Raw genomic sequence first — 22,892 nt, 5'->3', positions numbered from 1 at the left:
ATCCGCAGGCGGGTTGGGCCGCCTGATTTCAGTCTTCGTTGAACCCGTACCGTTCGACAAAATTAAGCGGGTCCAGCGCCGGGCCCTTGAAATCGGCCTGCATGTAGTCGCAGCCGAGTTCCTTGAGCTTGGCCTCGGTGGCTTCGTCGGCCGCACCCGTGGCGACGACGTCGAGTTTCAGGTGGTGGGCGAGTTCGATGAACGACTGGAGGATGCGCGCGGGCTTCGGCGTGCCGGCCAGGTCGCCCATGGCCGACACATCGATCTTGATTTCCTGGAACGGCATGGTCGCCAGCCAGAACAGCGATGAAACGGCCAGATCCGGATCGTCGATCGACAGTTTGATGCCGGCCTCCTTCAGCTTGCCCAGAGTTTCCCTGGTCACGGGCTCCGCGCCCAGCACCGAAGTCTCCCCGATCTCCATGATGAGCGTCCCCGGCCGTCGGCTCCAGGTGCCCAGCGCGCGCTGGACGACATCGACCAGATCGGCATGCCGCAGCGCGCGTGCCGGAAGCTTGATGCCAATGCGCAAGTCCAGTCCCGCGCTGTAGCGGAATTCCGAGACGTTGCGCAGCGCGCGATTCAGGATTGACGACACCAGATCGGGAACCCGGTCCGCCAGCTCCGCGGCGGCGAATGCATCTTCGGCGCGAACCATGCCCAATGCGGGGTCGGGCCAGCGCAGCAAGCCTTCGGCGCCCATGACCTGGCCCCGGCGCAGATCGTACTGCGGCTGGAACACCAGTTCCAGTGCGTCCTCGGAAACAGCGGTCCGCAGTCGGTTCTCATACAGGAGCTTCGCTGCTCCCGAGTTGTCCCGTTCCTCCGCATAGTCGGCAATGCGGCCGGTCAGGTCGTGGGCGCGGGTGCAGGCGCTCTTGGCCCGCTGCAGCAGGGTTTCCGCCTGATCCCCGTGTGCCGGGTACATCGCGATGCCGATCGCCGGATTGGCGTAGATTTCCTCTTCGCCGATCCAGAACGGCGTACTCAGCACGCGCAGCGATTTCTGCGCCGCCAGCAGCGTCACGGCCGGACCGTCGACGGTCGACAGCAGGCAGGCGAAATCATCCCGCCCCATCTCGTTTACAACATCGCCCTCGCGCAGCACGTCGGCGCGCAGCATTGCCGTCACGCGGTCGCGCACCGCATTGCCGACCTGGTAGCCCCACACGGCATCGATGCGGCTGATGACTCCGCATTCGATGAGCAGCACGGCCAAATTTCCGCCGTCTGCGCGCCTAGCCTCGATCGCCCGGTCCAGCGCTTCCCGCAGTGAAGTGGCGTCCGCGGCAGAGGCAGCGCCCGACTCGGCCGCCGGATCACTCACAGGAAGAGTTCTCGCGGATCGATTTCCACGGCGTCGTATTCGAGGGAGCGCAGGATCCGATAGGGCTCGTCCGGCCTGACCTTGGGCTCCTTCAACAGGTCAAGCATCTTGTAGGGAATCATCTTGATTCCCTTGGCGTCCTTGACGACCATGATGCGCGGCGCCATGCGGCGCACCATGTTCTGGGCGATCACGATCGCCACCTCGCCGCTGTTCAGTTCGACCACGCTGCCCACGGGGTACACGCCCATGCACTGGATGAACTGTTCGACCAGCGCCGGATGGAACTGCTTCCCCCGTCCCTTGTAGATGACGCTCAGTGCATTCGAAGGAGACATGTTTTCGCCCCAGGGCTTAGGCGCCGTGAGCGTGTCGAAGGTATCCACGATGCCGGCGATCAGGCCGGCAATGGCGATGGCGTCGCCGCGCAGTCCGCGCGGGTAGCCGCTGCCGTCGAAGCGCTCATGGTGCAGCGAGGCAAGCCCGGGCAGTTCCGGAGGAAGGCCCGGCGTTTCGCTGAGAATCCGGACCGAGTGACTGACATGCGTCCGGTAGAGCTCGGTTTCGGCTTCGTTGGTCGGTCCGCGCGCGGCGAGTTCGGTCGGCAGCTTGAGCTTGCCCACGTCCTGCAGCAGTCCGAGCATGCCGAGGATCATGATGCGGTCTTGCGGCAGCTGCAGGAAGCGCCCGAAGATGGTCATCAGGACGGAAATTCCCACTGCCCGGCTGAGCGTTTCGCCACTCTTTTCCTGCAACTTCGTCAGCAGGGCCATCGCATCCGGATTGCGGACGACGCTTTCGGTAATCTGGACGGCCGCTTCATGCGAGCGGGAACTGTCGATCGCGTTCCCGATCTCCAGTGCCCGTGAAAGCTCCTTTACGACCGTTCTGGTTTGCGTAAAGGCATTCTGGGCTTTCGGCAATTCGACTTCGACGCTCGCGACATCCTTGTAAACCGTGGTGCCGCGCACCTTCGCCACTTCTTCGGCGGTGACTTTGCGGACAACCTCCTGCCGCTCCTCCTTTTCAGGATCGACGAAGACGTGCTTGCAGTATTTCTTCAGGACCTCAAGTTGCCGGTCGGTCTTCAGGACGAAGCCCTGAAACATGAAAGGTGTTTCCGTCCATGGTCTGTCGAGCTTGGAGATGAAGGTCCCGAAGGACAGTTCTTCGACAGGGATTTCCCGGAGTTCCATACGGATGCGCTATTGTCTGGGCAAAAAATGGAATTTTCGCGTCTACAGGATCAATCAGCAAACACGACCTGATGGCAGGCAAACAAGCACCCGCTCCCCGGAATCGCGAGCCCGAAGCTTACTCCGAATTCGGTTTGGATTCAGGCCCGTTTTGTGTCGTGCCCCGGATCGCGTTGCAGCGATCAGGAGGTGCTTGCCGTGGCATGCCATAGCCGCAACTTCTCCAGGGAAACACGTTCAGTCTCGGGCAGGACCATGCGTGCGCCATCGAAATTTTCGTTGATGGTGTAGTCGCTGACCGTGATCACGGTTGGTATGCCTGCCGCCAGGCTGGCTGCCAGCCCGTGCGACGAATCCTCGACCGCCAGGCAATCGCGCGGCGGGAGATTGAGCTGCTTCAGGGTCCACAGGTAGATTTCGGGCGACGGTTTCTTCGCCGCCGCAACGCTGCCGGATGCGATCGCATCAAACCAGGTATCGGCATTCGGACCCAGGTTCGCGCGCAGCAGTCCGACGACGTTTTCCAGCTTGGAGCTCGATGCGATTGCCAGGCGCACGCCGTCGGTGCGCGCGTCGCAGATCAACTGGCCAATGTCGGCGCGCAGGGGAATCGCCCCGGCGGCGAGCAGGCGCTGGTAGTTGCGCGTCTTGATGTCGTGGATGCGGTGCAGCAGATCGTCGAAATCGGGTCGCGCGCGCGTTGCCTGATCGAAGTTTTCGGCGTAGTAGCGAATCCTTTCCAGGCCTCCCGCGACATCCAGCAAGGTACCGTAATAGGCTTCGTCCCAGTGCCAGGGTAGCCCTACTTCCGCAAAGGCCGCATTGAACGCGGGGCGATGGCCGTCCCGCTCCGTGTTGGCAAGGGTGCCGTCGACGTCGAAAATGAGCGCGCGCAGGGCCATGATGAGTCACCGTCGGACAGGAAATGAAGTACAAAGACTAGCCGATTTTCGGGCTTGCGGGAAAACCCGCACCCCCAAATTTTTCACAGCAATGCGCCGTCCCGGTTTTTCCGGGCCGCAGCGATGATAAAGTGCACGAATGGGCGTAGGCGTTTCGCTAATGCCCCTGGCGCAGCACACGTTGACTGGAGATTCCGCGCACGTGAAACCGACGAATATCGGATCTCACGACTATTTTCACAAGGTCGTGGATTGTCAGTGGGCCTGTCCGGCCCATACCCCCGTTCCCGAGTACATCCGCCTGATTGCCGCCGGACGCTACTCGGATGCCTACATGATCAACTGGCGTTCGAATGTCTTCCCGGGAATTTTGGGACGGGTCTGCGACCGCCCCTGTGAACCCGCCTGCCGGCGCGGCCGGGTGGAGAAGGAACCCGTGGCGATCTGTCGCCTGAAGCGCGTCGCCGCCGATCTCAAGGATGACATCCACGGCCGCCTGCCGCAGGCGCCGGCCACTAAGAACGGCAAGCGCATCGCCTGCATCGGCGCCGGCCCGGCTTCGCTGACGGTGGCCCGCGATCTGGCGGTCATCGGTTACCAGGTCACCGTGTTCGACAGCGGGGCAACCCCGGGCGGCATGGTGCGCAGCCAGATTCCGAAGTTTCGCCTGCCCGACAGCGTGATCGACGAGGAGTGCGGCTACATCCTCGACCTGGGTGTCGAGGCGCATTTCAACCACTGGGTCAAAAGCCTGCGCGAGGTGCTGGACGACGGCTGGGACGCCGTATTCGTCGGCACCGGCGCACCGCGCGGACGCGATGCCGACATTCCCGGCCGCAAGGAAGCGGCGGCGCACATCCAGATCGGCATCGACTGGCTGGCCAATGTCGCCTTCGGCCACACGACGAAAATTTCGAAGCGCGTCATCGTGCTCGGCGGCGGCAATACCGCCATGGACTGCTGCCGTTCGGCGCGCCGACTGGGCGGCGAGGACGTCAAGGTCGTGGTACGCAGCGGCTTCGAGGAAATGAAGGCTTCACCCTGGGAGAAGGAGGAGGCGATTCACGAGGGCATTCCGATCCTCAACATGCTGGTGCCGAAAGAGTTTGTTCATGACAATGGCAAGCTAAGGGGCGTGCTGTTCGAGAAAGTCCGCGCCGAATACGATGCCAAGGGTCGACGCAGCCTGATCCCGACCGGCGAGCCGGACGTGCTCATGGAATGCGACGAGGTGCTGGTGGCCATCGGGCAGGAAAATGCCTTCCCCTGGATCGAAAAGGACATCGGCCTCGAATTCGACAAATGGGACATGCCGGTGTTGAACCAGGCCACGCTGCAATCGACCTTGCCGAAGGTATTCTTCGGCGGCGATGCGGCGCTCGGACCGAAGAACATCATCACCGCCGCTGCCCAGGGCCATGAGGCGGCGATCTCCATCGACCTGTTCTGTCGCGGCAAGAACCTGCTGGAGCGTCCGCCGCCCATGGTCAATCTGGTGAGCCAGAAGATGGGCATCCACGAGTGGAGCTACGACAACCAGGTCTCCGAGGAAGAGCGCAAGAAGGTGCCGGTGAAGGCGCTGGAAAAGACCCTCAAGGACATCAAGCTCGAACTCGAACTGGGTTTCGATCCTTTCATGGCCTGCGCCGAGGCCGAGCGCTGCCTCAACTGCGACATCGAGACGGTGTTCACCGTCAAGACCTGCATCGAGTGCGATGCCTGCGTCGATATCTGCCCGACGGAGTGCATCACCTTCACCGGCAACGGCGAAGAGGACGACTTGCGCGGCCGCCTGAAAGCACCGGCGAAGAACCGCGACCAGGCGCTCTACGTTTCCGACGTGCTGAAGACGGGGCGCGTCATGGTCAAGGATGAAAACATCTGCCTGCATTGCGGCATGTGCGCCGAGCGGTGTCCGACCGGCGCCTGGGACATGCAAAAGTTCTTCCTGCAATGCGCCGAAGCCGGAACGGAGGTGAGAAAGACATGAGTGCCACGAAGCCAATCCAGAGTTGCAACGACTTCGTTATCAAGTTCGCCAACGTTAACGGCTCCGGCTCCGCGTCGGCCAACGAACTGTTTGCGCGCTCGATCATGCGCATGGGCGTTCCGGTTGCTCCGCGCAATATCTTCCCGTCGAACATCCAGGGCATGCCCACCTGGTATGAAATGCGCGTTTCGGCGGCGGGCTGGCTTGGCCGGCGCGGCGGTTGCGATCTGATGGTGGCGATGAATCCGCAGACCTGGGATCGCGATATTGCCGAGATCGAAGCCGGCGGCTATCTGGTCTACGACTCGACCAAGGCCTTGCCCCGTTCGAGGTTCCGCGACGACATCACGGTGCTCGGCATTCCGCTCACCGAAATCTGCAATCGCGAATACACCGATCCGCGGCAGCGGCAGCTGTTCAAGAACATCATGTATGTCGGCGCGCTCACGGCGCTGCTGGGCATGGATTTCACCGTCGTCGAGAAGCTGATTGCCGACCAGTACCGCGGCAAGGACAAGCTGATCGGCGCCAACGTCAATGCCCTCAAGCTGGGATATGACTACGCCAGGGAGAACGTTTCCTGCCCGATCGGCCTGCGCGTCGAACGCTCCGATGGCGTCGGCGAAAAGATCTTCATCAACGGCAACGACGCCTGCGGGCTGGGCGCGGTTTACGGCGGAGCCACGGTCGCCGGCTGGTATCCGATCACCCCGTCCACTTCGGTGATCGAAGCCTTCGGCAGTTATTGCCGCAAGTACCGTACCGATCCCGACAACGGCATGGCGCGCTATGCGATCGTCCAGGCCGAGGATGAGCTGGCTTCGATCGGCATGGTGATTGGCGCGGCGTGGAATGGCGCGCGGGCCTTTACCGCCACTTCCGGCCCCGGCATTTCCCTGATGCAGGAATTCTTCGGGCTGGCCTATTTTGCCGAAGTGCCGGTCGTGGTTTTCAATGTGCAGCGCGGCGGCCCGTCCACCGGCATGCCGACCCGCACCCAGCAATCCGACCTGATCGCCTGCGCCTATGCCTCGCACGGCGACACCAAGCACGTGCTGCTGTTTCCGGAAGACCCTTACGAATGCTTCACGCTCGGGGCCCAGGCATTTGATCTTGCGGAGCGGCTGCAGACACCGGTATTCGTCATGCTCGATCTGGACATCGGCATGAACGACCGGCTGTGCCAGCCTTTCGACTGGGACGACCAGCGCCGCTACGATCGCGGCAAGGTGATGACCGCCGAAGAGCTCGAAGCCGGCAAGAACTTCGGACGCTACCTCGATGTGGACGGCGACGGCATTCCCTGGCGGACGATTCCCGGCACGCACCCGAGCAAGGGCGCCTTTTTCAGTCGCGGCACCACGCGCAACGCCTATGCCAAGTACAGCGAAGCGGGCACCGATTACGTCTACAACATGGAACGCCTGCGGCGCAAGTTCGAAACCGCGAAGAAGCTGGTGCCGGCGCCCATGGTACAGCGCGCATCGCAAGCCACCCGCTTTGGCGCGATCTACTACGGCTCGACCAGCCCGGCCATGGCCGAGGCTTACGCGCTGCTCGAAGCCCAGGGAATCCATGTCGATATCATGCGGGTGCGCGGTTTCCCGTTTGCCGACGAAGTGATCGAGTTCATCAATGAGCATGACCATGTTTTCGTCGTCGAGCAGAACGAGAGCGGGCAGTTGCGCATGCTGCTGATGAACGAAGGCGAAGTCGATCCGAAGCGCCTGATCCGCGTGCTGCACTACGATGGCACGCCGATCACGGCTCGCTTCATTTCCGGCAGGATCGCCGCCGCACTTTCGGACCACAAGGTGACTCCCATTCGCAAACAGGTGGCCTCATGACCTATCTCGCCAAACCCAAGCTGCTGCGCGCCGATGCGCCGCGGAATACCCTCGGCTACACCCGGCGCGACTATGAGGGCGCCATCTCGACGCTGTGCGCCGGATGCGGCCACGATTCGATCAGCGCCGCCGTGGTGCAGGCCTGTTTCGATCTCGACATCGAGCCGCACAAGGTGGCCAAGCTCTCCGGCATCGGTTGTTCGTCGAAGACGCCGGATTACTTCCTCGGCGCCTCGCACGGCTTCAACACTACGCATGGCCGCATGCCCTCGGTGCTGACCGGCGCCGCGCTGGCCAACCGCGACCTGACCTACCTTGGGGTTTCCGGCGACGGCGATTCGGCTTCGATCGGCATCGGCCAGTTTGCCCACGCCATGCGGCGCGGCGTGAACATGACCTACATCGTCGAAAACAACGGCGTCTATGGCCTCACCAAGGGACAGTTCTCGGCCACCGCCGACAAGGGCTCGAAGAACAAGCGCGGCGTGGTGAACAACGACACGCCGATCGATCTGGTCGCCCTCGCCCTGCAACTGGGCGCCAGCTACGTTGCGCGCAGTTTTTCCGGAGACAAGGAGCAGCTGATTCCGCTGATCAAGGGCGCCCTGCGCCATCGCGGTCCGGCCTTCATCGATGTCATCAGTCCCTGCGTGACGTTCAACAACCATGCCGGCTCGACCAAGAGCTACGACTATGTGCGCGAACACAACGAGGCGGTCAATCGCCTCGATTTCATCCTGCCGCGCGACCAGATCAACACCGCCTATCCGCCCGGCTCGCTGCGCCGCGTCGTGCAGCACGACGGCTCGATCCTGCATCTGCGCAAGCTGGCGACGGACTACGATCCGTCGGATCGCGTCGGCGCCATGAACCATCTGCAGGAAAGGCATGCCCTCGGCGAGATCGTCACCGGTCTGCTGTATGTCGATAGCAGCGCCGAGGAACTGCATCGCTATCTGAATACCGTGGAGAAGCCGCTGAACCAGCTCCGCGATGCCTATCTGTGCCCCGGCAGCAAGGCGCTGGAGGCGCTCAACGCTTCGTTGAGGTAATCGGCAGGCGGGCGCTTCGAAACGGAGCTGCCGCTATTCCCTGGGCGGCTTGGGTCGTCTGCCGATGGTGACGTCGACGCCGACATCGCGTCCGTCGCGCTTCAGGTCGAAGCGGGCGGTCTTGCCCGGCTCCAGCGCGGCGATCAGTTCCAGCATCACCTGGGCGTCCTTGACCTTCTTGCCCGTTACCTGGGTCAGCACGTCGCCGGGCCGGATGCCGGCCTTGTCCGCCGGGCTGCCGCGCATCACGCCGGCGATCAGCGCGCCCTGGACACCTGAAAGCTTGAAGGATTCCGCGAGTTCCGGCGTGATCTCCTGCACCTCGATTCCGACCCAGCCGCGCGTGACGCTGCCGTTCCTGACGATCTGTTCCATCACGTTCTTCGCCAGCGAGACGGGGATGGCGAAACCGATGCCCATCGAGCCGCCGCTTTGCGAATAGATGGCGGTATTGATGCCCACCAGGTTGCCGCTGGAATCCACCAGCGCGCCGCCCGAATTTCCCGGATTGATCGCCGCATCGGTCTGGATGAAATTCTCGAAGGTATTGATTCCCAGATGCGAGCGGCCCAGTGCCGAAACGATGCCGGAAGTGACCGTCTGGCCGACGCCGAAGGGGTTGCCGATGGCCAGCACCACATCGCCGACACGCAGGCTGTCGCTGCTGCCGAAGGCAATCACCGGCAATTTGTGGTCGGCCGGAATGCGCAGCACCGCCAGGTCGGACTCGGGGTCCGAACCGACCACGCGCGCCTTGTACTTGCGGCCGTCGTTGTGTGCGACCTCGATCTCGTCGGCGCCGTCGACCACATGGAAATTGGTCAGGATGTAGCCCTCGGGCGAGACCACCACGCCGCTGCCCAGGCCCGAACGGCGCTGGGATTGCTCGCCGAAGCGGTCGCCGAAGAAGTGCCGGAAAATCGGATCGTTGATGAAGGGGTGGCGCGGCCCTTTCACCTCCTGGCTGGTGAAGATATGCACCACCGCCGGAATCGCCTTTTTCGCCGCGTCGGCGTAGGAGCCGGGACGATGCGATTCGGTGCTGGCCGGCGCTTCGATCACCGTCGCCACATCGGACACCATCGCACCGGAACTGGGAAGGTGGGCCAGCCACTCCGGCTTGAGCGTCTTGACGACAAACAGGACGGCAACGCAAACCGTGACGGTCTGGACAAAAATCAGCCAAAGGCGGCGCATAATTTGAATTTTTCCGGGGCGTAAGTGATGCCAAGCGATGCACTGTTACGTGAAGACCTTCGCGCCTATCTGGACGCTCTGCTGGAAGCCGCACGTTTCCGCGATTATTGCCCAAACGGCCTGCAAGTGGAAGGACGCGAACGGATCGGGCGCATCGTCTGCGGCGTGACCGCCAGCCATGCCCTGATCGAGGCCGCCATCCAGCGCGGGGCCGATGCGCTGCTGGTGCATCACGGCTGGTTCTGGAAGTCCGAAGACGGCCGCGTCACGGGCTTTCGCAGGCAGCGCATGGCGCGCCTGCTGGCGCATGACATCAACCTGTTCGCCTACCACCTGCCGCTGGATGCCCATCCCGTCCTGGGTAACAACGCGCAACTGGCACAGCGCCTCGGCTGGACGGTCAACGGGCGCTTCGCCGAACAGGACATCGGCTTCGTCGGCGTGCCGCCAGCGCCGACTCTTGCGGGTGAGTTGGCAACGCACATGGAGCGGGTCCTCGGCCGCGCGCCGCTGCTGATCGGTGATCCGGCGCGCAAGGTGGCGCGCATCGCCTGGTGCAGCGGCGGCGCCCAGGATTACTTCGAAGCCGCGCTGGCAATCGGCGCCGACGTCTTCGTCTCGGGCGAGATATCCGAGCAGACCGTGCATCTCGCGCGCGAAACCGGCATGGCCTTCATCGCCGCGGGCCATCACGCCACCGAGCGCTATGGCGTGCAGGCGCTGGGTGCGCACCTGGCGGAGAAGTTCGGCATCGAGTGCGAGTTCGTCGATATCGACAACCCGGTCTGATCATCTCGGCAGCCGGAGTGCCTCGAACTCTTCCAGCGGTAACGGGCGGCTAAACAGATAGCCCTGGCAGGCATGGCAGCCCTGGCGCGCGAGAAAGTCCCGCTGCGCTTCGGTTTCCACCCCCTCGGCGATAACGGCCAGCCCCAGACTCGCTGCCAGAACGACCACCATCTTCGCAATGGCCGCGTCGTTGGGGTCCGATAGTATGTCTCTGACAAAGCTTTGATCGATCTTCAGTTGATGCAGAGGCAGTCGCTTGAGGTAAGAGAGCGACGAGTATCCGGTGCCGAAATCATCCAGTGAGAAACCGACGCCCCGAGCTTTCAGCGCAGTCATCTTGGCAACAATATCCTCCACATCCTCCACCATCACGCTCTCAGTGAGTTCCATCTTGAGGCGTTGAGGATTGGCTCCATGGTGGTCAAGTATGGCCAGCGCCTCTTCAACGAAGTTTGGCAGCCTGAATTGTCGGGCGCTGATATTCACCGCAATAGTCAGATGGGCCATGTCAGGCTTGGCAGCCCATTTTGCCAATTGGCGGCAGGCGGTTTGCAGCACCCAGTGTCCCAAGGGAAGGATCACGCCGGTTTCTTCCGCCAGCGGGATGAACTCGGCCGGAGAAACGACGCCACGCTCGGGGTGCTGCCAGCGTATCAACGCCTCAGCACCTGTCAGTCGGCCCTCGCCATCGACCTGAGCCTGATAGTAGAGACAAAATTGCTCCTTGGTGACGGCTTCTCGCAAACCGGCCTCCAGCTCAGCGCGCGCCATGACCAGCGCCTGCATATTCGGTTCAAAGAAGCGCAGGGTATTGCGACCAGCGGCCTTGGCCTGATACATGGCCAAGTCACCTTGCTTGAACAATTCATCGATCGATTCGATGGTGTCTCCGCTATTGCCAAAAAGGACAATACCAATGCTGGGCGTGCTGTAATGATCGTGATAGGAGAGTTGATAGGGCTGATTGAGTCTGGCGAGGATGCTGCGGCCGATGGCTTCCGCTTGTGCGGCAGATTCAATGCCGTTTTCGCCGAGCTTGGTGAGCATTACAACAAACTCGTCGCCGCCAAAACGAGCCACGATATCGCGCTCGCTGACGCATGAACCGAGCCGCGCCGCCACTTCTTTCAAGAGCCGGTCGCCAATATCGTGGCCGAGGGTATCGTTGAGCGTCTTGAAGTCATCCAGATCGATGAAAAGAAGCGCTCCTCCACGACGACCCGCGCCCGAGGCCAGTACCTGCTGCAATTGATTCGTCAGAAGGCGGCGGTTCGGCAGGTTCGTCAGCGCGTCGTGGTTGGCGACGTGTTCGATCAGCGTTCTGCTTTCGGTAAGGGCCGCGTTATTTTCGAGCAACTCCGCGTTGCGTTCCTCTAGTTGTCTGCCCGTCGCGATGAGGCGGTCCCTGCCATTGGCAAAGTTGATGAAGATCGTATAGACGAGATAGGCGCCGGCAATAAGTACGCCGGTGGGGACCAGGGCGACAAGTATCGGTCCGGCGCGCGGTGTCGGTTGGTACATGCCTGAGAACTCCGCCAGGCCGAGACCCATCAGGAAACCGACTGTGGCGGCGGTCATTCCGAGCAGCCAGCGTATTCCGAGCGCCCACCCGGCAAGCGCGACCAGAAACGGATAGATGGTCACGTTGGCGCTATGAATTCCCGCATACATGTATATGAACAAGGAATTGAGGGACCACAGCCCCAGCGAAAGAAACTTGATGGCCGGCTCCGCTCCGTAGCGCAACGCCCAGCGGGTTGCAAGAATGACGGCGACGAAGCCTGCCACCCCCGATAGTCTGAGCAACTCGGTCTGGGGTTTCAGCAGAACTCCCAAGGCAGCGAGGGCGCAAACAAGCAACATCGCCCATTGCAGACGCCTTATGAAGCGACTCTGGGCCGGTGATCCTTCCAGATAGTCGATTCCACGCCGCCCCTCGGGCAATGGGCTTTCCGTCGACGGAGGCGTATCGTGCCGGCGGGGACCTGATGCTTTGTTCATCCGGTATCAATCTTGGCCGCGAGTCTGCCGCGGCCAGCCGGCAAAGTGGCACGCACGCTTCGACGACGCGGGCCTCGCCAGCAAGAACTTGCGCTGCGTTTCCCCGCGATGGGTCAACAAAGTGCTGACCCGTTCAAGGCGGATCGATGAATCGGAATTCGTGGAAGACAAAGGCGGCCGCATCGGCCGATTATCCGAAAAAAAACCGTTCAACAGGGAAAGAAATATGAGTTGCGGCGGGTGTTGATTCGGGTCGCTCGACGTATGCTCGACCTACCGCAAACGGAAGCTCACCGGGAACAGCGTCTGGCGCGGGTTGCCGGGCAGGGCGCCGATGCGCCGGGCGGCGTCGAGGGCGGCCTGGTCGAGCAGGGCATGGCCCGAGCTGCGGGCGATGTCGGCGGAAATCAGGCGGCCGTTGTCGGCGAGCACCAGCAGCAGGACGACTTCGCCTTCCAGCCCGCGCGCCACGGCGTCGGGCGGATAGAACAGGTGTTCCGACAAGGCGCTTTGCGCGCGGCGCAGGGAACTGCCCTGCAAGGCGGACGGGGCGGCGAGGCGTGGGCGAATTTCGGCCGGATCGATGCTGGCTGCCTCCGTGCTGACCGCTTCCGCCATTGCCACCGGTTTCTCGGGAGGAAGCAGCCGCGCTTCGATGCTGGTCGTGGCGGGTGGTCGCTGCTTTGCCGCCAGCCAGGTCGGGGCGACGATCAGGGCGGTGTGCAGGGCGAGGCTTGACAGCAGGGCGAGGTAAAGCCGCATCCGGGGAATTCTAGGGGTTTGGCCGTCATTCCGATTCTCTATACTGCGCGCCATGAGAATTCTTTTCGTGATTTTTTTCGTGCTGGTCACGGCAACGCCCGTGCGGGCCGCCGACCTGCCGGATCCGGTGAGCTTTTCGGTCGCCATCGAACGCGGCGACCTGAAGCAGGCGCGCGAGTGGCTCGACACGGGGCTTCCGGCGGATTTCGAGGGCAGGATGATCGGCACCGGGTTGATGATCGGCGCCTGGGAAGGGAACATTCCGATGATGGAACTGTTTCTATCGCGGGGCGCCGACATCAACAAGGTCAATGCCTTCGGCGAGCAGGCCCTGCTGCACGCAGCGTGGAAGGGGCGGCTGGAGGCGGTGCGCTGGCTGGTGGACCATGGCGCGCGCCTGAACCGCGAGGGCAGGGAATGGGCGGCTTTGCACTACGCGACGTTCGCCGGCCACGGTGGGATCGTGGACTATCTGCTTGAGCGCGGCGCCGACGTCAACGCACTTTCCACCAACGGCTCGACGCCGCTGATGATGGCCGCGCGCGAGGGACAGGAAGGCATTGCGAAAGTTCTGCTGAAGGCCGGCGCGCGGCGCGATATCGTCAATGAGCGCGGCGACGACGCCATGCGCTGGGCGATGCGCTACAATCACTTGCAGATCGCGCGCGAAATCGCCGGCAACGAGACCTTTGCCGAAGCCGCGACACAGCCGCGAGCCTTCTGGGGACGGCCCGTGCGCTCGCAAGCCGTGCCCGATCGGGCCGACCTGCTGCTGGCCCAGGCGCGAAAGATGGAAGCGGCGGGACGGCGCAACGACGCACTGAAGCTCTATCGCGCGGCGCTGGCAGCGATCCGCCAGGCCGATGCGGGAGCACAGAACAAGTCCGCTCCGGTTCGCGCCGCCACCGGGATGGTGATCAGCGCGCAGCGCGGCAAACCCGGCGCGCAGACCGCCGCGCTGAACTACGCCACGCCGGCGGCCGGGATCGATTCCACGAAAGTTCCCGAAGGGACGCACCGCGCTGGCGCTGGCGACACGGCGGCTGGCGCCGCTGCCGCGCAGGCGGACATCGCCGACGACTGGTTGCGCCGCGCCCGCGAGTTCGAGGCGGCGGGCCGCCGCAAGGAGGCGCTGCAAGCCTATCGCCAGGCCGCCGCCGCCCTGCGTGCGCCGGTCTCCGCTCCCACCCCCACGCCCCGCCCCGCGTCTCCCCCGTTGCCCTCCTATTCGCCGATACACCCCTGAGTTCGGGGTATGGCCAGCCATCCAACAATTGACAGTTAAAGCTGTTGTGCATTACGATAAGGAAAAACAGGTTACGAATAAGTAAATCATCGATTGCCGCCAAGGAGCCCGCCCCATGAGTGAGAAAAAATTCGCGTCCCATGCCGATCTCGAAGAAAAGAAGGTCAGCTTCGAGAAACTGTCGGACAACGCCTATGCCTACACTGCCGAGGGCGATCCGAACACCGGCGTGATCATCGGCGACGACGCGGTGATGATCATCGACGCCACGGCGACGCCGGTCATGGCGCAGGACGTGATCCGCTACGTGCGCCAGATCACCGACAAGCCGATCAAGTATGTGACCCTGACCCATTACCATGCGGTGCGCGTGCTCGGTGCCTCCGGCTACAAGGCGGAAGGCCTGCAGGACATCATTGCGTCGAAGCAGACGCGCGAACTGATCGTCGAGCGCGGCCAGCAGGACATGGATTCCGAGATCGGCCGCTTCCCGCGCCTGTTCAACGCCGTCGAGAGCGTGCCCGGCCTGACCTGGCCGACGGTGGTGTTCGACAAGGAACTGACGCTGTGGATGGGCGATCTCGAAGTGAAGATCATGCACCTCGGTCGCGGCCACACCAAGGGTGACACGGTGGTCTGGCTGCCGCAGCAGAAGATCCTGTTCTCCGGCGACTTGGTCGAGGCCGATGCCGCCTGCTATACGGGCGACGCCTACCTGGCCGACTGGCCGGCGACGCTGGACGCGCTGGCCGCATTGAAGCCCGAGAAGATGATTCCGGGCCGCGGCCCCGCATTGATGAATCCGCAGCGCGTGCAGCAAGGCCTCGCCTACACCCGCGACTTCGTGTCGACGCTGTATCGCAGCGCTCAGGAAGCCGTGGCCCAGGGCATGAACCTCGCCGCCTGCATGGCGCACACGCGCAAGAACATGGACCCGAAATTCGCCAGCGTGTTCATCTACGAGCATTGCCTGCCCTTCGATGTGACGCGGGCGCACGACGAAGCTTCCGGTATTCGCGATCCGCGCATCTGGACCGCGCAGCGCGACCAGGAAATGTGGCATGCGCTGCAGGCCGTGTGACGGCAGCACCGTAGCGGGAGACTGATCGATGCTGAAGACCTACAACTATCCCAGGTTCGAGTACAGAACACCGCCGGAAATCGCCACCGGCAAGACGCTGAAAGTGCCGGTGGTGGTGGTTGGCGCCGGCCCCGTCGGTCTGGGCGCCGCGCTCGACCTGCAACTGCATGACATTCCGGTACTGCTGCTGGACGAAGACGACACGGTTTCGATCGGATCGCGCGGCGTCTGCTACGCCAAGCGCGCGCTGGAAATCCTCGATCGCTACGGCGTCGGCGAGGCGGTCTGCGACAAGGGCGTGTCGTGGAACGTCGGGCGCACCTTTTTTCGCGACCAGGAAGTCTACAACTTCAACCTGGTGCCGGAACCGGATCACCATCGCCCCGGCATGGTGAACCTGCAGCAGTACTACCTCGAAGAATACATGGCCACGCGAGCCGCCTCGCGACCGAACGTGGAACTGCGCTGGAAGAACAAGGTGGTCTCGGTCACCCAGACCGGCAAGACAGTCACGTTGAAAGTCGAGACCGACGATGGTTTCTATACCGTCGAAACCGACTGGTTGATCGCCGCCGACGGCGCACGCAGCCCGATTCGCCGCATGCTGGGCCTCGAAGTCGAGGGCAAGATTTTTATGGACCGCTTCCTCATTGCCGACGTGGTGATGAAGGCCGATTTTCCGGCCGAACGCTGGTTCTGGTTCGATCCGCCGTTCCATCCGGGGCAATCGGTGCTGCTGCACAAGCAGGCCGACAGCGTGTTCCGCATCGATTTCCAGTTGGGCTGGGACGCCGATCCGGAGGAGGAAAAGAAGCCGGAGAACGTGCTGCCGCGCATCAAGGCGATGCTGGGCGATGAAAGAGAGTTCGAGCTGGAATGGGTCAGCGTCTACACCTTCCAGTGTCGACGCATGAGCCGCTTCAACCATGGCCGCGTGCTGTTCGTCGGCGACGCCGCGCATCAGGTCTCGCCCTTCGGCGCACGCGGCGCCAATTCGGGCCTGCAGGACGCCGACAACCTGGGCTGGAAATTGAAACTCGTCATCGATGGCAAGGCGCCGGAGAAGCTGCTCGACAGCTACACCGAGGAGCGCGTCTTCGCCGCCGACGAGAACCTGATGAATTCGACGCGCTCCACCGATTTCATCACGCCCAAGAGCAAGGTCAGCCGGACCTTCCGCAATGCCGTGCTGGGCCTGGCAAAAGATCATGCCTTCGGTCGTGCCCTGGTGAATTCGGGGCGGCTCTCGGTGCCGGCTTTCCTCACCGGCTCCAGCCTCAACACCCCGGACGAGGCGGGTTCCGCATTCGCCGGACGCATGCTGCCCGGCGCGCCGATGGACGACGCGCCGCTGCGCGACAACGGCGATGAAGGCTGGCTGCTGGAAAAAGTTGGCAACCGGTTCTTCGCGCTCTACTTTACCGACGATGCCGCCGTGTTGCCGGCGCCGACTCTTGCCGCGCTGGCAGGGCTCTCCCGCGACGGAATCGCCGTCCAGCCGCTGGTGATTTCCGCCAGGCCGGGTCGTGCCGGTGACATTCCGGTTCTCGAAGATCCGCGCGGCATCGCCGCCCAGCGCTACGACGCGAGGCCCGGCACGGTTTATCTGCTGCGTCCCGACCAGCATGTCGCGGCGCGCTGGCGCACGCTCGATGCAAGCAAGGTCAAGGCGGCGGTTGCCCGCGCCACCTGCAACGCCTGAAAGGAACCGAGATCATGGCACTCAACCTGAACCCGAATTTTTCCGAAACCGGCAAGCGCTACTTCAGCGCCTATTCGCCCGGCGACGATTTCTACGAAATGCTCATCAACACGCATCGCGACTTGTCCGACGAGCAATCCGAACTGCTCAACGCGCGGCTGATCCTGCTGCTCGCCAATCACATCGGCGACATCGGCACGCTGCGCGAAGCCCTCAACGCCGCACGCGAAGGAGTCTGAACATGGCGGGAAACCTGATCCGGAAAGTGCACCACGTCGCCTACCGTTGCAAGGACGCGAAGCAGACCGTCGAGTGGTATGGCAAGTACCTCAAGATGGATTTCATCCTGGCGATCGCCGAGGACGCGGTGCCTTCCACCGGCGAGGCCGATCCCTACATGCATGTCTTCCTCGATGCCGGCGGTGGCAACATCCTCGCCTTCTTCGAACTGCCGACCCGGCCTGAAATGGGCCGCGATCCGAATACCCCGGCCTGGACCCAGCATCTCGCGCTGGAAGTGGGCAGCATGGAGGAAATGCTGGCGACCAAGGCCCGGCTGGAGGCCGACGGCATCGAGGTGGTCGGGCCGACCGACCATGCGCTGTTCCAGTCGATCTACTTCTTCGATCCCAGCGGCCATCGCCTCGAACTAGCGTTCAATACCGGCACGCCGGAGATGTTGAAGCGGCTCGACGAAGTGAAGTGGGACATGATCAACGAGTGGGCCGTCACCCGCAAGGCGCCGCAGCACGCGCGCTGGATGCACGACGGCAGCTACAAGCACTGGGGCCGGTCGTGAAGCTCGCGACGCTGAAGCATGGCGGCCGCGACGGCACGCTGGTGGTGGTCAGCCGCGACCTCACGCGCTGCCAGACGGTGGCGGATATTGCGCCAACGCTGCAGCAGGCGCTGGACAACTGGGACGAAGTAGTCGCCGCGCTCGAACTGGTGTACAACATGCTCAACAACGGCCATGCGCGCCACGCCATTCCCTTCGAGCCGCAGCACTGCCACAGCCCCCTGCCGCGCGCCTACCAGTGGGCCGACGGTTCGGCCTACATCAATCATGTCGAGCTGGTGCGCAAGGCGCGCGGCGCGGAGCTGCCTCCGGAATTCCATGTCGATCCTCTGATGTACCAGGGCGGCTCCGACAGTTTTGTCGGCCCCTGCGATCCGGTGCTGGCCTGCGACGAAGCTTGGGGCATCGATTTCGAAGCCGAGGTGGCGGTGGTTACCGGCGATGTGCCAATGGGCGCGACGGCGGAACAATGTGCGCCGCAGATTCGCCTGCTGATGCTGGTGAATGACGTCAGCCTGCGCAACCTGATCCCGGCCGAACTGGCCAAGGGCTTTGGCTTTCTCCAGTCCAAGCCGGCCTCGGCCTTTTCGCCGGTGGCGGTCACGCCCGACGAACTCGGTACGGCATGGAGAGACGAGAAATTACACTTGCCGCTTGAAGTCGAGTTGAACGGCGCGCCTTTCGGCAAGCCTGATGCAGGTGTGGACATGACCTTCAATTTCGCCCAACTGATTGCCCATGTGGCGAAGACGCGCGAACTCGAAGCCGGCTCGATTGTCGGCTCGGGCACGGTGTCGAACAAGCAGGGCGGCCTGTTCGGCTCCTCGGTGGCCAACGGCGGCGTGGGTTACTGCTGCATCGCCGAAGTCCGCATGTACGAGGCCATCGAAGAGGGGAAGCCGAAGACGCCCTTCATGCGCTTCGGCGACCGCATCAGGATCGAGATGCGGGACGGCAACGGCGCCAGCATCTTCGGCGCCATCGATCAGATGGTGGAGCGCTACACTCCGGCCGTTTGACCGGCGCCTGACGTCTCCTTGAGGACGTCGATCAGCAGCAGGATTTCTTCGGCCACCGGCCGCGGGAATCCGGCCCGCGCACCTTCGCGGTTGTCTTCCAGCAGATTGCGCAGGTAGGCGACGCACACCTCCGGCTGCATCCAGGTTTGCTGGACGTGTTCCGACAGGCGCGAATAGTTTTCCAGCGTCGGCGCATCTTCCTCGCTTGCCTTCGCCCAGTCCGCGGCCTGGATGTTGAAGTTCCGGCGCAGTTTCTCGGCGGCCTCCCTGAAATCCTCCTGGTGGCCGCTGTCGTGATAGATGTCGAGCAGCTTGAGCCAATGGTGAAGGGCCTGGCGCGGGTGGGTTTCCGTGTATTCGACCAGGGTTTGTGCGGCACCTTCCTCAAGCCCCAGCGACAGCATGATCTCGGCCAACTGCAAGGCGGGCTCGACATTGCTTTCCTGGGAGCTGCCCGACGTCCGGGCGGAGCGTTTGTCCTGCAATTTCTGCAATCTGGCGTTGGCGCGCGCAATCGCTTCCGGATCGGCTTCTTCCAGCGAAAACTCGACGGGCGGAGCATCGGTTGCGAGGGGCGGGACGGACGGCACGGCGAGCGCTGCTGCGGCCGGCACGGCCTCCACGCCCGCGACCGGGGCCGCCGTTGCAGCCGCATCCGGGGCAGGCTCGCGGCGGCGCGTCAGCCAGATGGCCAGCAAGCCAACCACCGCGCTGCCGGCCAGCGCCAGCGTCTTGTCGCTCAAACCCGATTCGGGGGGCTCCACGGCGGCCGGCTCGACAGCGGGTGTCTGCGCCGGAATCGTGCGGATCAATCGGCTGATCTCGCCCATGGTGCCCTGCATCCGCCGCAGGCTGTCCAGCATGTCCTCGACAGCGCGTGCCTCTTCCGCGCCCGTCACGGCGGCGCGCCACTCGACACGCAGTACCGAGCGCTCGTCATCGGATACCTTGCCAAGCCGGCGGATATCAAGTTGTTCGCTTGGTCGCAATGCCGGATCGGCGGCAGCGGCAGGCGATCCGGCTGGGACAAGCAGCGCCAGCCACAACAAGGCGGCGGATACCGCGCCACGCTTGATTCGGCGACTCGAAACGATGATGGCCGCGAGTTTTGACATCGAATTGGACAACGCTATAGTGCTGTCATTCTAGTCGTGGCGGCGACGGTCTCCTTTGCTTGAGCAGGGGCCGGCAATCCCTCCAATTGCTTACTTCGCAGGATGCTCATGAAGCTCTACAACTACTTTCGCAGTTCCGCCAGCTTTCGCGTAAGGATTGCGCTGGCGCTGAAGGGCCTCGACTACGACTATGCGTCGGTGCATCTGGTGAAGGGAGGCGGCCAGCAGTTCGCGGCGGAATTCAAGGCGATGAACCCGGCGGCACTGGTGCCGGTGCTGGATGACGACGGCACCGTGCTGACGCAATCCCTGGCGATCATCGAATACCTCGACGAGACGCGGCCACAGCCGCCGCTGCTGCCCGCCGATGCCGCCGGTCGGGCGCGGGCGAGAGCGATCGCGCTGGCCATTGCCTGCGAGATTCACCCCCTCAACAACCTGCGCGTGCTGGGCTATCTGAGCAAGACGCTGGGCGTTTCCGAGGAAGAGAAAAGCGCCTGGTATCGCCACTGGGTGGAAACCGGGTTGGCCACGGTGGAAGCCATGCTGGCGGGAGATCCGCGCACCGGTAGCTGCTGCCATGGCGACATGCCGACGCTGGCGGACATCTGCCTGGTGCCGCAGATATTCAACGCACAGCGTTTCAATGCGAGGCTCGATCACGTGCCGACGGTGATGCGCATCCACGAACATTGCCTGACGCTGCCGGCCTTTGCCAGGTCGGTGCCGGCGCTGCAGCCGGATGCGGAATAGTCATCCGTAGCGACGAGGTCAGCGTCTTTTGCTGGCCCGCTCGCTACGCAGGGGCTTCATCAGTTTTTTAACTTGCCGACAAACAGCTTGCGCAGCTTTGCGGCTTTCGGCGCCACGATGGCCTGGCAATATCCCTGGTACGGATTGTTGGCGAAGTAGTTCTGGTGATGATCTTCGGCCGGCCAGAAAGTCGGCGCTGGCGACACGGCGGTGACGATCGGGTCGGGCCATGTCTTCGCCGCGGCAAGCTCTTCGATCAGGCTGCGGGCGACCCTCTCCTGCCCGGCGTCGTGGGTGAATATCACCGAGCGGTACTGGCTGCCGACATCGTTGCCCTGCCGGTCGGGCGTGGTCGGGTCGTGGATGGCGAAGAAGGCCTGCAGCAGTGTGCGGTAGTCGATCACGGCGGGATCGAAGCGCACTTCTACCACCTCGGCATGTCCGGTGTTGCCGCCGCACACGCTGCGGTAATCGGGATTCTGCATCCGGCCGCCGGCATAGCCGGAGACCACCGATTCGACACCGGCGAGCTGCACGAAGGCGGCTTCGAGGCACCAGAAACAGCCGCCGCCCAGTGTTGCAACTTCGGTGGCGATTTCGCTTGCGTGTTCCTTGCTCATTCAAGCCTCCCGCAGCGCAGGGCAATGGGCCAGATGATGGTCTTTCTGACTTCCGGGTCGGGCCACACGCCTCGCAGCCGTTCGTTCAGGGCCGTGCACGGGTCGGCTCCAGTCTCCTTGATGCAGCGCTGGGTCGCCGACCAGGTGCGCAGATAGGCGAGCACGTCGGCGAGGGTCCATTCCAGCCGTATTTCGAATGCAGGGGCGGCAATGTCGGCAAAGGGAAAGGGCATGTCGCGGTAGCCGAGGTCGACCCAGCGGCGTTCCGGTGGCCAATACGGCCCGACGACATTGGTGTAGAAATCGCCGACGATCGCGTTGAGTTCCGGTTCGCCGCGCAGCAGCGTGTAAGTCCACGCGGCGAACAGGCCGCCCGGTTTGAGGACGCGCCGGACTTCGGCATAGAAGCGTTCGTTACAGAACCAGTGCAGGGCCTGTGCGACGGCGACCAGATCGCAACTGCGGTCGGCCAGGCCGCTGGCTTCGGCCGGGGCGGCACGGTAGTCGATGCGCGGATGCGGCTTCGCTTGCGCCACCTGTTCGGCGGAGAGGTCGGTGGCATGTACGCGCCGGAAGTGCTCGGCCAGGGCTTGCGCCGCCTGCCCGTTGCCGGTGCCGCAATCCCAGGCCAGGTCGAGCGCCGGACATTGCCGCGCCAGCCAGGCGAACAGCTCGGGCGGATAGCCGGGCCGGGCTTTCGCGTAGTTGGCGGCGTGGCCGGAGAAATGATCGGCAGGGTTCATGGGGAGTCGAGCGACGAGAGCGCGATTATCTCGGCACGCGCGTTCTTTCCCAGAACTGCCTGGGAGAAAGCATTGCCATGCCAGCAATCTGCTCCAAGGCGAGCAGCGCTTTGTCGCCGGTGATGAAACATGCCGCGCCGCCGCTGAGGGCGGCGGCAATCAACGGTGCATCGTCGGCATCCGGAATGCCTTCCGGCACATTGCCTGGCGCCGCCATCTGGATCGCCATTTCGGCGATCAGGCTTGCAAAGTCCGTCCTGACGGATTCGGGAATCCCGAACTTGAGGGCAAGAATCCTGTCGAGTTCCGTCAGCAGGTTCTGGCTGATGATCAGTTCGTGTTCCGCAAGGACGGCTTCGAACAGCTCTGCGCAAAGGCCGCGCGTAGCGATGGCGCTTGCCAGTACATTGGTATCGAGGAATACCCTCAAGACACGTCCCGAAAGACGTCATCATCCGTGAGATAGCCGGCTGATTCCGCGTAGGGCAGCGCTTCGGCGCGCAAGGCATGAAAACGGCGAATGGCGAGTTGCCGGCGCAACATTTCGCGGGCAAGTTCGCTCTTTGTGCGGTGCGTGGCGGCGGACAGGCGAGCCAGTTCCGCTTCCATCCGTGGGTCGATGCGCATTGTCAGGGTGGCCATGATGGGTTTCGCTCCGAGCAGGTGTATTACATCGTAACACGCCTGCTCGGAGCTTGCGGCCCTGGCCACAGAGGCTTGGATCGCAGGCGACGAAACTTCCGGTCAGGAC

The 22,892-nt window shown here is 63.3% G+C and carries 22 protein-coding genes; 11 read left to right on the top strand and 11 right to left on the bottom strand.

Features of this window, described 5'->3' with window-relative positions; all coding sequences use genetic code 11:
- Positions 1-28 precede the first annotated feature (28 nt).
- The 3 genes from SUTH_RS14095 to SUTH_RS14085 form a co-directional block, all read right to left on the bottom strand.
- On the bottom strand, positions 29-1,327 hold the full coding sequence (locus SUTH_RS14095; protein ID WP_041100128.1) for a putative bifunctional diguanylate cyclase/phosphodiesterase: 1,299 nt from the start codon (positions 1,325-1,327) through the stop codon (positions 29-31).
- Complete coding sequence (locus tag SUTH_RS14090) at positions 1,324-2,523, bottom strand: HD-GYP domain-containing protein (RefSeq protein WP_041100126.1); 1,200 nt, start codon at positions 2,521-2,523, stop codon at positions 1,324-1,326. The genes SUTH_RS14095 and SUTH_RS14090 overlap by 4 nt, the downstream gene beginning before the upstream one ends.
- 182 nt (positions 2,524-2,705) lie before the next feature.
- Positions 2,706-3,425 (bottom strand): HAD-IA family hydrolase, encoded by a 720-nt coding sequence (locus SUTH_RS14085; protein ID WP_052473654.1) that lies wholly within the window; start codon positions 3,423-3,425, stop codon positions 2,706-2,708.
- A gap of 202 nt (positions 3,426-3,627) precedes the next feature.
- Between SUTH_RS14085 and SUTH_RS14080 the strand changes: the two genes are divergently transcribed.
- The 3 genes from SUTH_RS14080 to SUTH_RS14070 are packed head-to-tail and all read left to right on the top strand — an operon-like array spanning position 3,628 to position 8,314.
- Positions 3,628-5,415, top strand: a complete 1,788-nt coding sequence (locus SUTH_RS14080) for an FAD-dependent oxidoreductase (protein WP_041100124.1) — start codon at positions 3,628-3,630, stop codon at positions 5,413-5,415.
- Entirely contained in the window at positions 5,412-7,262 is a 1,851-nt protein-coding gene (locus SUTH_RS14075; RefSeq protein WP_041100122.1) for a 2-oxoacid:acceptor oxidoreductase subunit alpha, read from the top strand. Before SUTH_RS14080 ends, SUTH_RS14075 begins: the two co-directional genes overlap by 4 nt.
- A complete protein-coding gene (locus SUTH_RS14070) occupies positions 7,259-8,314 on the top strand; it encodes a 2-oxoacid:ferredoxin oxidoreductase subunit beta (RefSeq protein WP_041100120.1) in 1,056 nt (351 codons plus the stop codon). Before SUTH_RS14075 ends, SUTH_RS14070 begins: the two co-directional genes overlap by 4 nt.
- A 33-nt stretch (positions 8,315-8,347) precedes the next feature.
- Here the strand turns inward: SUTH_RS14070 and SUTH_RS14065 are convergent, their stop codons facing one another.
- Positions 8,348-9,511: a Do family serine endopeptidase gene (locus tag SUTH_RS14065; RefSeq protein WP_041100118.1), complete on the bottom strand. Its 1,164-nt coding sequence runs from the start codon at positions 9,509-9,511 to the stop codon at positions 8,348-8,350.
- Positions 9,512-9,538: 27 nt separating this feature from the next.
- Between SUTH_RS14065 and SUTH_RS14060 the strand changes: the two genes are divergently transcribed.
- Positions 9,539-10,300 (top strand): Nif3-like dinuclear metal center hexameric protein, encoded by a 762-nt coding sequence (locus SUTH_RS14060; protein ID WP_041100116.1) that lies wholly within the window; start codon positions 9,539-9,541, stop codon positions 10,298-10,300.
- Here SUTH_RS14060 and SUTH_RS14055 read toward each other — a convergent pair whose 3' ends face one another.
- A complete protein-coding gene (locus SUTH_RS14055; protein ID WP_084207419.1) occupies positions 10,301-12,301 on the bottom strand; it encodes a putative bifunctional diguanylate cyclase/phosphodiesterase in 2,001 nt (666 codons plus the stop codon).
- A gap of 273 nt (positions 12,302-12,574) precedes the next feature.
- A complete protein-coding gene (locus tag SUTH_RS19720; RefSeq protein ID WP_052473652.1) occupies positions 12,575-13,063 on the bottom strand; it encodes an energy transducer TonB in 489 nt (162 codons plus the stop codon).
- Positions 13,064-13,115: 52 nt separating this feature from the next.
- Between SUTH_RS19720 and SUTH_RS14045 the strand changes: the two genes are divergently transcribed.
- The 6 genes from SUTH_RS14045 (at position 13,116) to SUTH_RS14020 (ending at position 18,910) form a co-directional block, all read left to right on the top strand.
- Complete coding sequence (locus tag SUTH_RS14045; protein ID WP_052473651.1) at positions 13,116-14,309, top strand: ankyrin repeat domain-containing protein; 1,194 nt, start codon at positions 13,116-13,118, stop codon at positions 14,307-14,309.
- Positions 14,310-14,424: 115 nt separating this feature from the next.
- A complete protein-coding gene (locus SUTH_RS14040; protein WP_041100113.1) occupies positions 14,425-15,390 on the top strand; it encodes an MBL fold metallo-hydrolase in 966 nt (321 codons plus the stop codon).
- A gap of 28 nt (positions 15,391-15,418) precedes the next feature.
- The gene (locus tag SUTH_RS14035) at positions 15,419-17,092 is read left to right on the top strand and encodes an FAD-dependent oxidoreductase (RefSeq protein ID WP_041100111.1); all 1,674 of its coding nucleotides are present in this window, start codon (positions 15,419-15,421) and stop codon (positions 17,090-17,092) included.
- Between the two features lie 14 nt (positions 17,093-17,106).
- Entirely contained in the window at positions 17,107-17,331 is a 225-nt protein-coding gene (locus SUTH_RS14030; protein WP_041100109.1) for a DUF2783 domain-containing protein, read from the top strand.
- Positions 17,332-17,333: 2 nt separating this feature from the next.
- On the top strand, positions 17,334-17,891 hold the full coding sequence (locus tag SUTH_RS14025; protein ID WP_041100107.1) for a VOC family protein: 558 nt from the start codon (positions 17,334-17,336) through the stop codon (positions 17,889-17,891).
- Positions 17,888-18,910, top strand: a complete 1,023-nt coding sequence (locus SUTH_RS14020; RefSeq protein WP_041100104.1) for a fumarylacetoacetate hydrolase family protein — start codon at positions 17,888-17,890, stop codon at positions 18,908-18,910. Before SUTH_RS14025 ends, SUTH_RS14020 begins: the two co-directional genes overlap by 4 nt.
- On the opposite strand, the gene SUTH_RS14015 is transcribed toward SUTH_RS14020, so the two are convergent.
- Positions 18,892-20,025, bottom strand: a complete 1,134-nt coding sequence (locus tag SUTH_RS14015) for a hypothetical protein (RefSeq protein ID WP_041100103.1) — start codon at positions 20,023-20,025, stop codon at positions 18,892-18,894. The two genes, SUTH_RS14020 and SUTH_RS14015, sit on opposite strands and share 19 nt — an antisense overlap.
- 108 nt (positions 20,026-20,133) lie before the next feature.
- Between SUTH_RS14015 and maiA the strand changes: the two genes are divergently transcribed.
- The gene (maiA, locus tag SUTH_RS14010) at positions 20,134-20,778 is read left to right on the top strand and encodes a maleylacetoacetate isomerase (protein ID WP_041102365.1); all 645 of its coding nucleotides are present in this window, start codon (positions 20,134-20,136) and stop codon (positions 20,776-20,778) included.
- A 59-nt stretch (positions 20,779-20,837) separates the two neighbouring features.
- Here the strand turns inward: maiA and msrA are convergent, their stop codons facing one another.
- From msrA to SUTH_RS13990, 4 genes are read right to left on the bottom strand one after another with little or no spacing between them, the layout of a single operon-like run.
- A complete protein-coding gene (gene msrA, locus SUTH_RS14005; RefSeq protein ID WP_041100101.1) occupies positions 20,838-21,398 on the bottom strand; it encodes a peptide-methionine (S)-S-oxide reductase MsrA in 561 nt (186 codons plus the stop codon).
- Positions 21,395-22,141: a class I SAM-dependent methyltransferase gene (locus SUTH_RS14000; protein ID WP_041100099.1), complete on the bottom strand. Its 747-nt coding sequence runs from the start codon at positions 22,139-22,141 to the stop codon at positions 21,395-21,397. The genes msrA and SUTH_RS14000 overlap by 4 nt, the downstream gene beginning before the upstream one ends.
- 25 nt (positions 22,142-22,166) lie before the next feature.
- The gene (locus SUTH_RS13995) at positions 22,167-22,571 is read right to left on the bottom strand and encodes a putative toxin-antitoxin system toxin component, PIN family (RefSeq protein WP_041100097.1); all 405 of its coding nucleotides are present in this window, start codon (positions 22,569-22,571) and stop codon (positions 22,167-22,169) included.
- Entirely contained in the window at positions 22,568-22,783 is a 216-nt protein-coding gene (locus SUTH_RS13990) for a ribbon-helix-helix domain-containing protein (RefSeq protein WP_041100095.1), read from the bottom strand. Before SUTH_RS13990 ends, SUTH_RS13995 begins: the two co-directional genes overlap by 4 nt.
- Positions 22,784-22,892 lie beyond the last annotated feature (109 nt).

It is taken from the genome of Sulfuritalea hydrogenivorans sk43H, from assembly GCF_000828635.1.
In the GTDB taxonomy this organism is placed as follows: Bacteria; Pseudomonadota; Gammaproteobacteria; order Burkholderiales; family Rhodocyclaceae; genus Sulfuritalea; species Sulfuritalea hydrogenivorans.
Note: the sequence above shows the minus strand (reverse complement) of the source record. Positions and strands in the feature narration are given on the sequence as shown.

Bases quoted from the DNA above. Each gene is read 5' to 3' on its own strand.
- SUTH_RS14090 (WP_041100126.1), bottom strand. From the start codon at position 2,523: ATGGAACTCCGGGAAATCCCTGTCGAAGAACTGTCCTTCGGGACCTTC.
- SUTH_RS14085 (WP_052473654.1), bottom strand. From the start codon at position 3,425: ATGGCCCTGCGCGCGCTCATTTTCGACGTCGACGGCACCCTTGCCAAC.
- SUTH_RS14075 (WP_041100122.1), top strand. From the start codon at position 5,412: ATGAGTGCCACGAAGCCAATCCAGAGTTGCAACGACTTCGTTATCAAG.
- SUTH_RS14070 (WP_041100120.1), top strand. From the start codon at position 7,259: ATGACCTATCTCGCCAAACCCAAGCTGCTGCGCGCCGATGCGCCGCGG.
- SUTH_RS14065 (WP_041100118.1), bottom strand. From the start codon at position 9,511: ATGCGCCGCCTTTGGCTGATTTTTGTCCAGACCGTCACGGTTTGCGTT.
- SUTH_RS14060 (WP_041100116.1), top strand. From the start codon at position 9,539: ATGCCAAGCGATGCACTGTTACGTGAAGACCTTCGCGCCTATCTGGAC.
- SUTH_RS14055 (WP_084207419.1), bottom strand. From the start codon at position 12,301: ATGAACAAAGCATCAGGTCCCCGCCGGCACGATACGCCTCCGTCGACG.
- SUTH_RS19720 (WP_052473652.1), bottom strand. From the start codon at position 13,063: ATGCGGCTTTACCTCGCCCTGCTGTCAAGCCTCGCCCTGCACACCGCC.
- SUTH_RS14045 (WP_052473651.1), top strand. From the start codon at position 13,116: ATGAGAATTCTTTTCGTGATTTTTTTCGTGCTGGTCACGGCAACGCCC.
- SUTH_RS14040 (WP_041100113.1), top strand. From the start codon at position 14,425: ATGAGTGAGAAAAAATTCGCGTCCCATGCCGATCTCGAAGAAAAGAAG.
- SUTH_RS14035 (WP_041100111.1), top strand. From the start codon at position 15,419: ATGCTGAAGACCTACAACTATCCCAGGTTCGAGTACAGAACACCGCCG.
- SUTH_RS14030 (WP_041100109.1), top strand. From the start codon at position 17,107: ATGGCACTCAACCTGAACCCGAATTTTTCCGAAACCGGCAAGCGCTAC.
- SUTH_RS14025 (WP_041100107.1), top strand. From the start codon at position 17,334: ATGGCGGGAAACCTGATCCGGAAAGTGCACCACGTCGCCTACCGTTGC.
- SUTH_RS14015 (WP_041100103.1), bottom strand. From the start codon at position 20,025: ATGTCAAAACTCGCGGCCATCATCGTTTCGAGTCGCCGAATCAAGCGT.
- maiA (WP_041102365.1), top strand. From the start codon at position 20,134: ATGAAGCTCTACAACTACTTTCGCAGTTCCGCCAGCTTTCGCGTAAGG.
- msrA (WP_041100101.1), bottom strand. From the start codon at position 21,398: ATGAGCAAGGAACACGCAAGCGAAATCGCCACCGAAGTTGCAACACTG.
- SUTH_RS14000 (WP_041100099.1), bottom strand. From the start codon at position 22,141: ATGAACCCTGCCGATCATTTCTCCGGCCACGCCGCCAACTACGCGAAA.
- SUTH_RS13990 (WP_041100095.1), bottom strand. From the start codon at position 22,783: ATGGCCACCCTGACAATGCGCATCGACCCACGGATGGAAGCGGAACTG.